Origin of the sequence: Cyanobium sp. A1C-AMD, assembly GCF_024346495.1 — a bacterium.
In the GTDB taxonomy this organism is placed as follows: domain Bacteria; phylum Cyanobacteriota; class Cyanobacteriia; order PCC-6307; family Cyanobiaceae; genus Cyanobium_A; species Cyanobium_A usitatum.
This window is the reverse complement of record NZ_JAGQDB010000074.1, coordinates 1-11592: the sequence shown is the minus strand read 5'-3', so window position 1 is coordinate 11592 and position 11592 is coordinate 1. Positions and strand designations below refer to the sequence as shown.

The window sequence follows — 11592 nt, the reverse complement described above, 5'->3', positions numbered from 1 at the left end:
ACTTCCCGCTTGACCTGGCTGCTGCTACTGCCACCCCCGTGGCACTGACCGCACCTGCAATCGGTTGATAGTCAACAGCCCAGCTACGGCTGGGACATAACGGAATCCCAAAAGCTCCCTCTCGCGAGGGAGCTTTTTTGTTGGCTGGGTGGTGCTTGAGCAAGTTGTAAATCAGGGCTTACGCCAGATCACAGCAGTACGCCGGCGGGGATAAAGCTCCCGGCAAAGGGGGCAGATGGTGCCGTCACAACCACGGGCCGTGCAGAATTCGCGCCCATAAAAAATGATCTGCAGGTGCAAGCGATTCCAGGCTTCTTTAGGAAACAAAGTCTTGAGATCATGCTCCGTTTGCACAACACTCTTGCCACTGCTGAGACCCCAACGCTGCGCCAATCGGTGGATGTGGGTGTCTACGGGGAAGGCGGGCACACCGAAGGCCTGGGCCATCACCACACTTGCGGTTTTGTGACCAACCCCAGGCAGGGCCTCAAGCTGTTCAAAACTGCGGGGCACCATGCCGCCATGGCGCTCAAGCAAGAGCTCAGCAAGGCGTTTGACATTGCGAGCCTTGGTGCGAGCCAGCCCAAGCTGGCGGATAAGGGCCAGGATCGTCTCCTCACTCAGGGCTGCCATCGCGGCAGGGTCCTGGCCAGCTGCAAACAGGGCCGGGGTGACCTCGTTGACCTTCTTATCTGTGCATTGGGCGCTCAGCAGGACCGCCACCAGCAGCGTGAAGGAATCGCTGTGGTCGAGAGGTACAGGGGTTTCGGGGTAGTGCTGCTGCAGCCGCTCCATGATTAGGGCGGCACGCTCCTGCCTCTTCAAGATTGCGCTATGCCAAAGGTGAAGCCCAGTTTGTAGGCTCGCCCCAACGCAGGTGGGCCATGGGCAGCAGCTTCGGAGATCTCTTTCGGATCAGCACCTTCGGCGAATCCCATGGCGGCGGGGTTGGCGTAATCATCGACGGCTGTCCGCCGAGATTGGAGCTGGATCTAGCAGCGATTCAGGCCGAACTCGACCGCCGCAAGCCAGGCCAGAGCAAGATCACCACCCCCCGCAAGGAGGATGACCAGGTCGAAATTCTCAGTGGCCTGCTCGATGGCGTGACCCTCGGCACACCGATCGCGATGGTGGTGCGCAACAAGGATCAGCGACCGCAGGACTACAGGGAAATGGAAGTGGCCTTCCGTCCCTCCCACGCCGATGCCACCTACCAAGCGAAGTACGGCATACAAGCCCGCAGCGGCGGCGGCCGGGCTTCTGCCCGCGAAACCATCGGCCGAGTAGCTGCCGGGGCTATCGCCAAACAGCTCCTGGCCAAGGCCCACGGCACCGAAGTGATCGCCTGGGTGGAGCGCATCCACAACCTTGAGGCTTCGATCGACCCAGGACAGGTGACCCTGGCGGCCGTGGAAGCAAACATCGTGCGCTGCCCCGACCAAGCCATGGCAGCCCAGATGATCGAGCGCATCGAGGCAATCGGCCGGGAGGGCGATTCCTGCGGCGGCGTGATCACCTGCCTGGTGCGCCAGGCGCCAATGGGCCTTGGCATGCCCGTATTTGACAAACTCGAGGCGGACCTGGCCAAGGCGGTGATGTCGCTGCCGGCCACCAAGGGGTTTGAAATCGGCTCGGGCTTCGCAGGCACCCTGCTCAAGGGCAGCGAGCACAACGATGCCTTCCTACCCACAAGCGATGGCTCCCTGCACACAGCCACCAACAATTCCGGTGGCATCCAGGGGGGCATCAGCAACGGCGAGCAAATCGTGATTCGGGTGGCCTTCAAGCCCACCGCCACGATCCGCAAGGCCCAGCAGACGATCAATGACCGTGGCGAAGCCACCACACTGGAGGCCAAAGGCAGGCACGACCCTTGTGTACTGCCTCGGGCCGTGCCGATGGTGGAGGCGATGGTGGCCTTAGTGCTCGCCGATCACTTGCTACGCCAAAAGGGCCAGTGCGGCCTGTGGTAACTAGGTCCTCAGGCGCTCGACAAGCCTGGCCAACGCCTCCCAATCGGCGGGGTTAACCAGGGATCCACCCAAGGCGACCGCATCAACTCCGGCAGCCAGCCAAGGCTCCACATCAGCAGGGCCAAGTCCACCTGCCGCAATGCAGAAGGGCAAGCCATCAGCGCCAGCGAGAGGAGCTGCGAGTCTTTGCCAATAGGAGCGGCCCAGCGCAGCCGCAGGGAAGAGCTTGACGATGGAGCATCCCCACAAACGCGCTAGGTGCACCTCTGATGGAGACATCACACCTGGCACAAACTGCAAACGCAGAGCAATTGCAGCCTCAATCAAGCCCCGATCCAGCACCGGTGAAACCGCATAGCCCAGGCCAGCAGCAGCAGCAGCTTTAAGGCCAGCTAAGTCAACTACCGAAGCCGCACCCAAGCGCAAATGCGCGAAGCGCTGACGAAGCTCAATCGCCTGGTCAACCCAACGGGGATGGCTGCTCCAAGCAAGCTCTACATGCTGAACACCCAGCTCCTGCAAACGCTCTAAAGAGGGCAGCAGCTCAAGCAGGTCATAAGCACGAAGCACCACCAGCAAAGGCTGGCGGTGCAAAGCGGCTACCAGCGTTGGCGGTTCAGACGTATTCCGCCACCTTCACGTCGCTGCGGATCAGCAGCTCCTGCAGGTCATCAGCGTCGACTGTTTCCTTCTCTACCAACATCTCGGCGAGCTCATCAAGCACCGAACGATTGTCGACGAGAACGCAAGTGGCGCGCTTGTAGGCCACCGCCACTAGGTCGCTCACTTCCTCGTCGATTGCGGCAGCGGTGTCTTCAGAGAAATCACGCTCTGCAGCGATATCGCGACCCAGGAACATGCCCCCCTGGCTGCGACCCAAGGCCACTGGCCCAAGGCGATCGCTCATGCCGAATCTGGTAACCATCTGACGGGCAACGCGGGCTACCTGCTGGAGGTCGTTTGAGGCGCCGGTGGTGACTTCGTCTTCGCCGTAGACGATCTCTTCGGCAACCCGACCACCTAGGGCAACTGCCATCTGGTTCTGCAGATAGGCGCGGGAATAGAGACCCGATTCCATCCGCTCCTCAGAGGGGGTGAAGAAGGTGAGGCCGCCTGCATTACCCCTAGGAATGATCGAAATCTTCTGCACAGGGTCGTAATCGGGCATCAGAGCACCAACCAGGGCGTGGCCAGCTTCGTGATAGGCAACAAGCCGCTTGCGCTTCTCGCTCATCACCCGATCCTTCTTCTCGGGACCAGCCATGACGCGCTCGATGGCGTCATTAACCTCATCCATCGCAACTTCAGTGAGCTGACGTCGGGCAGCGAGAATCGCGGCCTCGTTTAGGAGGTTTGCCAAGTCAGCGCCGGTGTAGCCAGGGGTGCGGCGAGCAATCTTGTCGAGGTCGACATCCTTCGCCAAGGTTTTGCCTCGAGCGTGGACGCCGAGAATTTGCAGGCGGCCGGCATAGTCGGGACGATCTACAACCACTTGGCGGTCAAAACGACCCGGGCGCATCAAAGCTGCATCCAACACATCTGGGCGGTTTGTTGCAGCCACAATGATGATGCCGGTATTGCCCTCAAAACCGTCCATCTCAGTAAGCAGCTGGTTGAGGGTCTGCTCGCGCTCATCGTTACCACCGCCGAGTCCGGCACCACGCTGGCGGCCTACGGCGTCGATTTCGTCGATGAAAACGATGCAAGGTGCACTCTTTTTGGCCTGCTCAAAAAGATCACGAACCCGGCTGGCGCCAACGCCAACAAACATCTCGACAAATTCAGAACCGGAAATCGAAAAGAAAGGCACACCGGCCTCACCTGCCACAGCCTTGGCAAGCAGGGTTTTTCCTGTTCCTGGCGGGCCTACCAGAAGCACCCCTTTCGGAATTTTGGCGCCAACCGCGGTGAAGCGATCTGGGTTCTTGAGAAAGTCAACGACTTCAGTGAGCTCGAGCTTTGCTCCCTCAATCCCGGCCACATCGCCAAAAGTAACCTGGGTTTGGGGCTCCATTTGAAGCCGCGCCTTGCTCTTACCGAAATTCATTGCCTGATTGCCACCACCACCCTGGGCGCGACGCAACAGGAAAAACAAACCACCAAGGAGCAATAGCGGGAAAATCAGACTGCCAACGGCCTGCTGCCATGCAGCGGGCTCGCGGCTGGGCTGGACCGCGATATCGACGTTGTGGTCGGTGAGCAGCTTGAGCAGGTCCTTGTCAGGAGCAAGGTTGACGACCGCACGGCGTCCGTCGTTTTCGACCACCTGGGCCGTGCCCCGGTCTGGGGAAATCAGCACCCGGGAGACTTCGTTGTCCTGAACGGCCTCTACGAAGTCGCTGTAGCGGAGGGTGCGCGGCGCATTGGCCGGGTCGGGCCTGTCGAGGAAAGCCGTACCCACGGCGATCATTACGATCACCAAAAGGACATAGAGCCCCGCGTTGCGCCAGCGCTTCTTCAAGAACCTTGCCTCAGCTGAGAAGTCAGTTACGGAATGTTAACCGGCTGCGGCCCGCAGCACTTCAACCACACTACGGAAGGCAAACCACTCTGGGATTTCTTCGCCACCACGCAGCATCTGACGGAATTGGGTGCCGCTGAGCTTGCGGATATGCAGCCCCCTGGCTTCGGCATGTTCAGCGGTCACATAGCCCTCCTCCTCCGTGTAGACGAGGTTGAGCGAGGGGACGGTCTCCATCCCGAGCTCTGCAGCGTTGTCGCGGGCAAAATCTTGGGCTTGGTAGGGGCCGTAGAAGTCTTCGCCGCTGAGGGAGCTTTTGCAGCCGGCCATGTCGCGGCCAATGATGAAGTGAGTGCAGCCGTAGTTCTTGCGGATGATCATGTGCTGCAGAGCCTCCCGCGGGCCGGCCATGTGCATCGAATAAGGCAAGTAGGCCCAGCGAATTCGGGCGTTATTCACCTCAGCCGCCAGCCGCTCGTAGGTCTGGAAGCGCACCTCGCCGGCAATGTCGTCGTCCTGGGTGGGGCCGCAGGTGGGGTGCACGAGCACCACACCCTGCTCACTGACGTTGGCCGCTTCCAATGCCCGGGTAAACAGCTCGTAGTGGGCACGGTGAATGGGGTTGCGGCACTGGAAAGCCACCACGCTCTGGCCAGCGGGGAGGGTGGAGCGCACTTCAGCGGGCGTTTTACAAGGGAACACCCGGCTGGGCAGCTCCAGGCCCTGAATGCTGCCGCCGAGGTAAATGCGACCCCGCTCGGTGGCGATCATCTTCACCGCCGGATGCTCAATTGAGGTGGTGCCATAGCAGCCCTGAGCCTCACGCGCCTTATCAGGCTCCCAGCGGCTCTCCACCGTCAGCACGGCCAGCTCCTGACCGCGATAGGTGAGCAGCAGCCGGTCGCCAACAGCAATCGAAGCGTCGTCGGTGTCGAAGACGATCGGCAGGCCAAACAACAGGCCACTGGTAGTGCGGTGGCCCGCCACCACGGCTTCATAGTCCTGCTGATGCATGAAGCCCCGCAGGGGCGAGAACCCTCCCACCACCAGCAACTCAACGTCGCAGGCATTGCGATCGCTGCACTCGATCCTGCAGCTCACCCCAGCGAGCAGCGACTCGCGCTCAGCCGCAGGCACCGCCAAATTCACCAAAGACCCACCGTGAGGCGCGATCAAGCCAGCGGATTCAGCGGCGGTCATGGAGGCCAACTCAGGAAGGGGTGGATTCTCCCAGACCGGGGGAGTCGAGGCTCAAGTGCCAATAAAAAGACCCAAGACACAATAAAAAAGGCCCCCATGGGGCCTTAAAGAGGCAGGCAAGAACTGCGAGCTAGCGCCCAGGGGTCAAGTCTGCTCTAGGCGGCCATAGAGCTGGCCGACGATCTTGACATCGACAACCGCCTTGGTGCCCATGTCGGAGTCAGAAGGCTGGATTGCAGTAAACACGCCTGCAAACTCGCCTGTACTGGGATCGACTTTGGTAATTGAGAGGTTCATAGTGCCGGAGCCATCCACATAGCGCTTCACGGTTTCGCCGGTGAACTCATCTCCAGCAGGAACCAGGCCGACAGCGCTGCTGTAGCCAGTTGTTAGGCCCCGACCTTTGGGGTCGAGGAAGTTGCTGGTGCGGTAGCTAGGAGCCCGGTAAGGGCCTTCAAAGTCGGTGCTGGTGGTCAGAGCTGAACCATCAGCCGTGGCCAACAACTCCTTGCTGGAGAAGGTGAAGGGCACTTCCTCACCACCGGGCAGCAGCACTGTGATCGGCTGGAAGTCGATGCCGCCAAGCTCCTTGAAGCTAAGGCCATCGGCAGTAACGGCCAGATCGCCGTAAACCTGATCAAGGCTGGATGTGAAACGGGTAAGAATTTTGCCGGCAACAAACTGTGCCTCCTGGCGCTTGTTAGCTGGCTCACCCTTCACATACACCTCGGCAGGGTGCATGCAAATTTCTCGGAGCTGGTACTTAGTGGTGGAATCGAGGGAGATCGAGCCGCGGGCCGATTCCGGCAGGGTCGGACAGTCGTTCGCCAAGCCGGTGTTGTGGATGTCTTCGTAGGTGAGATTGGCGCGATCCACGGCCTTGGCGCCACCGCTGCACGCGGTCACCAGGGTCAGGCACAGCGCCAGCACAAGAGCCAGCAGAGGACGAAAACTCATGGGGAAACGCCGCAGAGACGGTGGATGGGAACTGGGCTGTCGCCGATCCTACCGGTGCAAATCTGCTATTCCCCGTACGATGTCGCGGCTCTCAACAACCTGTATGCGAGAGCCCGACGCGAGCGCAAAGCAAGACCAGTCATGAGCCTCACCCCATCCCAGCAAGGCCGTCTCACCAACCAGCTGCAGCAATTAAACGAGCTGGCAAGTGAGCTCGAAGGCAAGCCTGAAGACCTGCTGACCCTGCTGCGCCAGCTCGAGCAGCTGCATCGCTCGGTCCAAGACGGTCCATTCCGGGGCAGCCTTCCAGCCGACCGCAGCCAGCTGTTCAGCCTGCTGCAAAGCGTCGAGCGCAGTGGGGGCTGGCCCTACATCCCGAGGTTGCAACTGCGCACCTTCATGGATCTGCTCCAGCACGAAGCTGCTGCAGACGAGACCCTGCCCGCCGAAGAGACTCTGGTGGCTTAGGGCCTCAGGGCGGAAAGCAACTGCTGGGCAATCGCCAGCTTTGAGCCTGGCTCGATGCGTTGCTCACCGCCCTGCCCTCCCAGCAGCCAACCGTGGTTGCTGTTCACGCCAAAGCCCGCATCGGCTTGATCTATCGGGTTCGCGAACAGCAGGTCGCAGCCTTTACGGGCCCACTTGGCACGGGCCTGAGCCAATACATCGCCCGATTGGGCCGCGAAACCCAAAATCCGCTGACCGGGGTGCCGGCGGCTCACCAGGCCAGCCAAAAGATCGGGCACGCGCTGCCAGCCGGAGGCGAGCTCAACGGAAAGCTCCTCTTTGGTCAGTTTGTGCGGGAGCGGTTGCTGGCGGCGGTGGTCGGCCACAGCCGCCGCCATGGCGATGGCATCGGCACAGGGCTGAAGACGCACCAAGGCCTGCTCCATATCGGCCGCCGTCTGGACAGGCACACAAGCCAAGCCCTCCAGCAACTGGGAATCCACGGTCAACGGACCATGCACCAAAGTCACCTCCGCCCCACGCAGCCGGGCTGCCTGGGCTAGCAGCACGCCCATCAGCCCGGAGCTGGGGTTGGTAAGAAAGCGGGCCGGATCCAGTGGTTCGCGGGTAGGGCCGGCAGTGACCAAAAGCCGCAAGCCAGCCCAGTCCCGCTGCCAACCCCACAGCTGCAGACACTGCAAGGCCAGTAGGAGCTGTTGCGGCTCTGCCATACGGCCGTCCCCCTGCCGGTCGCAGGCCAACAAGCCCGCCGTAGGTCCCAGGGGCAACACCCGCTCAAAGCCCTGCAGCAGCTCCCAGTTGCGGCGCACTCCCGGGGAGATCCACATTGAAGTGTTCATGGCCGCAGCAGCCAGCACCGGCGCCTCGGTTGCCAACAGGGTGCTGGCCAACAGGCTGTCAGCCAACCCATGCACCCAACGACCCAGGCTGGTGGCACTCAAGGGCGCCACCAACACCAACTCAGCCCACTCCGCCAGCTCCACATGCAGCGGCCTGGCAGCGCGATGACTCCACTGATCCGCATCGAGGTTGCAGGGATTGCGGCTTAGGCAGGCAAGGGCAACCGGACTTACCAGTTGGGCCGCCGACGGCGTAACCAGGCAACGCACCTCGGCGCCGCACTGGACCAGGGAGCTCACCACCAGAGGCAGCTTGACCGCAGCGATGCTGCCGCTGATACCCACCAACACGCGGCGACCCGCCAGCGGGTGCACCAAGGGGTCAGCAGCAGCCGCCGAATCAGTCCTCATCAAAGGGTTCCTGGTCCACCAGATGCACGTAGGGCCGAGCCAACTCCGGTTGGTGGATCGCCAGGGCACGCATCAGGTGCCAATCGGCTAAGCCGTCAAAGGCACTGGGGTAGTCGTCTTCCTCCAGTCGACGGGCGAGTTCGGCTATCGAAGCTTCATCGAAAGCGGCGAGCCGTTCGGGGGTGATCGACGCGTTCATGGAAGTTGCTGGGGAGGTGGGGTCGGGGATAATGGGCTTGTAGGAACAAGAGAGCCCTAAGCCGGGGAGTTAGCTCAGCTGGTAGAGCGCTGCGATCGCACCGCAGAGGTCAGGGGTTCGAGTCCCCTATTCTCCATTACTACTCAAAGAAGTGCTGCTGGTCAGCCCTATGGATTGGCATCCAGACGCCGAAGCCAAACTTAAGGAAGTGCCCTTTTTTGTACGTCCAGCGGTGCGGCGCCGCATCGAATCCATGGCCCAGGAGGCCGGTCTTGGCGCCATCGATGCCCCCTTCTACGAGCAGGCCAAGGCAAGGTTTGGCCAGAAGTGAACCGGCGATGCGGTAAAAGGGTGCATCAGTAGAACACCCATAGATGTCGCAGTCGAAACGCGAACAGGTGGTTAGCCACCTGCGGTACATCCGCCAGGAGCTCCGAGAAATGCACCAGGGTGTCATGGACGACGGCTTACTTCCAGAAGCCGGGGAGGTACGTGGGGTTATGGCCCAGATGGAAGCTCTACTGGAGCTCCTCGAGGGCAAATCCTCACGCAAGAAGGACAGCGACGGCTGAGACCCAGATCGGGAAGCCCCTGGGGGACGTCAAGCCCCTTGGGACGCTCTGGCAAACGTCTGCGGGCAGTTGATCATTGGCCAGCCAGGCGCTTTGGTTGCTCAGTCCCCATCACCCAGCCCGGGCCATTGGCCTCGGGCTTTTTTATTGGAATCCCCTATATGTAGCGCCAAAAGGCTGCGCACACGCCAGAGATGGTGTAGACATGCAATGGCAGGGCTCGGGCCGGGTGATGGGGATCACCGCCTTCAGCATCCCTGCCTCCCCTTTTGGCCCTCGCTGATAACCCTTCATCCGTGATGGCCTCACCTCCCGGAAGTCGTTATCAACAGACCGGCTTTCAGGAACGGGTTGCCCAGGCTCGGGCGGCCTTAGAGAGTTGGGCAGCCAATCCCTGGCGGCGACTATCGCTGTTGTTGATCGTTTTGCTGATCAGCTTCAGCATTGGCGGAGCCGTCGGCTCGATCACCGGCACCCTGGCCAAGCTCGACCCGGTGGGGGCACTGATCTGCGTGGCCGCCATCGAGTTGGCCATTCGCGCCAGGGGCCCGCTGATACGTCGTGATGGCGATGCACTCGTGCTGCAATTGCTCGATATGGCCCGGATCGGCTTGCTCTACGGCTTGCTGCTTGACGGTTTCAAGTTGCTCTGATTCAACTGCTGCAAAGCTTTTCAAGCCAGCGGTTCTGCCGCGGCCAGCAGATAGAGCAGGGCCATGCGCACAGGGATTCCATTGCGCACCTGCTCCTCCACCAGTGAAACGGCGGGATCGTCGAGCACATCTCCCGCCAGCTCCACGCCCCGATTCACCGGGCCCGGATGCAGCAGTGGCACGGACGGGCCGCAGGGGGCTAGGCGCGCGCGAGTGATGCCGAATTGCCGGTGATAGGTGTCGAGGCTGGTAAGCAGGTGCTGATGCATGCGCTCCTTCTGAAGTCTCAGAGTCATCACCGCATCGGCCCCGGCCAGGGCCTGCTCCAGGCTGCGCTCAATCCGCACCGTGCCCCGCGCCGCCACCGGATCGGTCGCCTGGCCTGGCGGTGGTGCCGCCACAAAGTCGGCGAAGGCCGCTGGCAACAAGGTGGGCGGGCCGCAGAGCACCACCTCGGCGCCGCAGGCGGTGAGGGCCCAGAGGTTGGAGCGGGCCACGCGGGAGTGGAGCACATCACCCACGATCACAATGCGCTTGCCCCTCAGAGCCGCGGGCGTGGGGGCTTCAGGGGCGAAGTGGCGTGCCAGGGTGAACAAATCCAGCAATCCCTGGCTGGGATGGCTGTGCAGGCCATCGCCAGCATTGAGCACCGCGACCCGCTCACCGGCACGGTCGAGGTCGGCCGCCAGGCTCTGGGGCACCCCGGCGCAGCGATGGCGCACCACCAGCACATTGGCGCCCATAGCCACGTAGGTGCGGGCCGTATCGAGCAGGCTCTCGCCCTTGCTCAGGGAGCTGGAGGAGGGAGAAAAACTCTGCACATCGGCAGAGAGCCGCTTTGCCGCCAGCTCAAAACTGCTGCGAGTGCGGGTGCTTGGTTCAAAGAAAAGGCTGGTCATCAACCGCCCCTGCAGGGCGGGCAACTTGCGGGCTCCAGCCACCGGCAGGGCCCGGAAACGCTGGGCCAGCGTGAGCACGGTGGTGAAATCGTCCAGCGAAAAGGCCGCCAGATCCAGCACGTGGCGGTGGCTCCAGCTGCTCAAGGGGTGCGGCGACTCACAGGTCCACGGTAGGGCCAGCCGAGGCACACCACAGCACCTATTCTTACCAAGTAATACCTATCCAAACTAGGCCTCGCCATGGCTGAATCCAGCGGTTGCGCCGTGACCAGCAAAGGGCAGGTGACGATTCCCAAGATGATGCGGCAGCAGCTGGGCTTGCACAGGGGCAGCCGTGTTTGTTTTGAATTGGTGGGCGATCACCTGGAGGTGAGACCGGCGCGACCAGCAAGCAGCCCCACAGCCAGCGGCTTTGGCCTGCTGAAAACGACCATCCCAGCCGTGCCAAGCGACTTCGATCCGGCCATGCTGTTGCAGCCGTGATAGGCATTGATACCAATGTGCTGGCCCGCTACTTCATCGACGAAGCCGGTGCCGATGACGCCACCGTCAAGCAGCGAGAAGCCGCACGCACCTTGCTCGAATCAGGCCAGGCCCTGTTTATGCCCAAAACCGTGGCTCTGGAATTGGAGTGGGTGCTACGGGGGTATTACCGATTCAGCCGGGATCAGGTTGGGCTTGTCTTTGACGCACTGCTGAACCTGCCAACCCTCCAACTCGAAGACCGCGCCGCAATCGAACAGGCCTTGGCAGGGCTGCGCGCCGGGCTTGATTTCGCCGATGCGCTGCACCATGCCAGTTGCCGCGCCTGCACGGCCATCGCCTCTTTCGATCAGCGCAGCTTCGCCAATCCTGCACGCGCGCTGAATCTGCAACCGAGGGTGATCACACCCCGCTGATCCTTCCAGCCTCCTGCGCTGGAGGCTGCCGATATCGGATGAGCGTCGTGTTGTGTATGAG

At 61.8% G+C, this 11592-nt stretch carries 15 protein-coding genes and 1 tRNA gene; 8 read left to right on the top strand and 8 right to left on the bottom strand.

The window, feature by feature from the left end; genetic code table 11:
* Positions 1-171: 171 nt before the first annotated feature.
* A complete protein-coding gene (gene nth, locus KBY74_RS11275; protein WP_254942791.1) occupies positions 172-825 on the bottom strand; it encodes an endonuclease III in 654 nt (217 codons plus the stop codon).
* Between the two features lie 59 nt (positions 826-884).
* Here nth and aroC point away from each other — a divergent pair, with 59 nt between their 5' ends.
* On the top strand, positions 885-1973 hold the full coding sequence (gene aroC / locus KBY74_RS11270) for a chorismate synthase (protein ID WP_254942790.1): 1089 nt from the start codon (positions 885-887) through the stop codon (positions 1971-1973).
* On the opposite strand, the gene KBY74_RS11265 is transcribed toward aroC, so the two are convergent.
* The 4 genes from KBY74_RS11265 to psbO all read right to left on the bottom strand — a co-directional run bounded on the left by KBY74_RS11265 (position 1974) and on the right by psbO (position 6591).
* Positions 1974-2567 (bottom strand): bifunctional 4-hydroxy-2-oxoglutarate aldolase/2-dehydro-3-deoxy-phosphogluconate aldolase, encoded by a 594-nt coding sequence (locus KBY74_RS11265; RefSeq protein WP_254942789.1) that lies wholly within the window; start codon positions 2565-2567, stop codon positions 1974-1976.
* A gap of 22 nt (positions 2568-2589) precedes the next feature.
* Entirely contained in the window at positions 2590-4434 is a 1845-nt protein-coding gene (gene ftsH3, locus KBY74_RS11260) for an ATP-dependent zinc metalloprotease FtsH3 (protein WP_254935102.1), read from the bottom strand.
* A 36-nt stretch (positions 4435-4470) separates the two neighbouring features.
* Positions 4471-5634: a sulfate adenylyltransferase gene (sat, locus tag KBY74_RS11255; protein WP_254942788.1), complete on the bottom strand. Its 1164-nt coding sequence runs from the start codon at positions 5632-5634 to the stop codon at positions 4471-4473.
* A gap of 144 nt (positions 5635-5778) precedes the next feature.
* On the bottom strand, positions 5779-6591 hold the full coding sequence (gene psbO / locus KBY74_RS11250) for a photosystem II manganese-stabilizing polypeptide (protein WP_254942787.1): 813 nt from the start codon (positions 6589-6591) through the stop codon (positions 5779-5781).
* A 141-nt stretch (positions 6592-6732) separates the two neighbouring features.
* Here psbO and KBY74_RS11245 point away from each other — a divergent pair, with 141 nt between their 5' ends.
* Complete coding sequence (locus KBY74_RS11245; RefSeq protein WP_254942786.1) at positions 6733-7059, top strand: hypothetical protein; 327 nt, start codon at positions 6733-6735, stop codon at positions 7057-7059.
* Here KBY74_RS11245 and coaBC read toward each other — a convergent pair.
* Positions 7056-8309, bottom strand: a complete 1254-nt coding sequence (gene coaBC, locus KBY74_RS11240) for a bifunctional phosphopantothenoylcysteine decarboxylase/phosphopantothenate--cysteine ligase CoaBC (RefSeq protein WP_254942785.1) — start codon at positions 8307-8309, stop codon at positions 7056-7058. The genes KBY74_RS11245 and coaBC overlap by 4 nt on opposite strands.
* The gene (locus KBY74_RS11235; RefSeq protein ID WP_106632313.1) at positions 8299-8508 is read right to left on the bottom strand and encodes a DUF2555 domain-containing protein; all 210 of its coding nucleotides are present in this window, start codon (positions 8506-8508) and stop codon (positions 8299-8301) included. The genes coaBC and KBY74_RS11235 overlap by 11 nt, the downstream gene beginning before the upstream one ends.
* 63 nt (positions 8509-8571) lie before the next feature.
* Here KBY74_RS11235 and KBY74_RS11230 point away from each other — a divergent pair.
* From KBY74_RS11230 to KBY74_RS11215, 4 genes are all read left to right on the top strand, one after another.
* Positions 8572-8644 (top strand) — tRNA-Ala (locus KBY74_RS11230).
* Between the two features lie 33 nt (positions 8645-8677).
* Positions 8678-8839 (top strand): PCP reductase family protein, encoded by a 162-nt coding sequence (locus tag KBY74_RS11225; protein WP_254942784.1) that lies wholly within the window; start codon positions 8678-8680, stop codon positions 8837-8839.
* Between the two features lie 43 nt (positions 8840-8882).
* Complete coding sequence (locus tag KBY74_RS11220) at positions 8883-9080, top strand: hypothetical protein (RefSeq protein WP_094559179.1); 198 nt, start codon at positions 8883-8885, stop codon at positions 9078-9080.
* A 299-nt stretch (positions 9081-9379) separates the two neighbouring features.
* Positions 9380-9733 (top strand): DUF565 domain-containing protein, encoded by a 354-nt coding sequence (locus KBY74_RS11215; protein ID WP_254942783.1) that lies wholly within the window; start codon positions 9380-9382, stop codon positions 9731-9733.
* Between the two features lie 20 nt (positions 9734-9753).
* On the opposite strand, the gene KBY74_RS11210 is transcribed toward KBY74_RS11215, so the two are convergent.
* Complete coding sequence (locus KBY74_RS11210; RefSeq protein ID WP_254942782.1) at positions 9754-10776, bottom strand: aspartate carbamoyltransferase catalytic subunit; 1023 nt, start codon at positions 10774-10776, stop codon at positions 9754-9756.
* Between the two features lie 96 nt (positions 10777-10872).
* Between KBY74_RS11210 and KBY74_RS11205 the strand changes: the two genes are divergently transcribed.
* Together KBY74_RS11205 and KBY74_RS11200 are read left to right on the top strand one after the other, a co-directional pair.
* A complete protein-coding gene (locus tag KBY74_RS11205) occupies positions 10873-11115 on the top strand; it encodes an AbrB/MazE/SpoVT family DNA-binding domain-containing protein (protein ID WP_254942781.1) in 243 nt (80 codons plus the stop codon).
* Positions 11112-11531, top strand: a complete 420-nt coding sequence (locus KBY74_RS11200) for a type II toxin-antitoxin system VapC family toxin (RefSeq protein ID WP_254942780.1) — start codon at positions 11112-11114, stop codon at positions 11529-11531. The genes KBY74_RS11205 and KBY74_RS11200 overlap by 4 nt, the downstream gene beginning before the upstream one ends.
* Positions 11532-11592: the final 61 nt, after the last annotated feature.

Excerpts from the sequence above, each read along its gene's own strand:
- KBY74_RS11215 (WP_254942783.1), top strand. The coding sequence starts at position 9,380 with ATGGCCTCACCTCCCGGAAGTCGTTATCAACAGACCGGCTTTCAGGAA.
- coaBC (WP_254942785.1), bottom strand. The coding sequence starts at position 8,309 with ATGAGGACTGATTCGGCGGCTGCTGCTGACCCCTTGGTGCACCCGCTG.
- sat (WP_254942788.1), bottom strand. The coding sequence starts at position 5,634 with ATGACCGCCGCTGAATCCGCTGGCTTGATCGCGCCTCACGGTGGGTCT.
- KBY74_RS11245 (WP_254942786.1), top strand. The coding sequence starts at position 6,733 with ATGAGCCTCACCCCATCCCAGCAAGGCCGTCTCACCAACCAGCTGCAG.
- aroC (WP_254942790.1), top strand. The coding sequence starts at position 885 with ATGGGCAGCAGCTTCGGAGATCTCTTTCGGATCAGCACCTTCGGCGAA.
- psbO (WP_254942787.1), bottom strand. The coding sequence starts at position 6,591 with ATGAGTTTTCGTCCTCTGCTGGCTCTTGTGCTGGCGCTGTGCCTGACC.
- KBY74_RS11205 (WP_254942781.1), top strand. The coding sequence starts at position 10,873 with ATGGCTGAATCCAGCGGTTGCGCCGTGACCAGCAAAGGGCAGGTGACG.
- KBY74_RS11220 (WP_094559179.1), top strand. The coding sequence starts at position 8,883 with ATGTCGCAGTCGAAACGCGAACAGGTGGTTAGCCACCTGCGGTACATC.
- KBY74_RS11235 (WP_106632313.1), bottom strand. The coding sequence starts at position 8,508 with ATGAACGCGTCGATCACCCCCGAACGGCTCGCCGCTTTCGATGAAGCT.
- KBY74_RS11225 (WP_254942784.1), top strand. The coding sequence starts at position 8,678 with ATGGATTGGCATCCAGACGCCGAAGCCAAACTTAAGGAAGTGCCCTTT.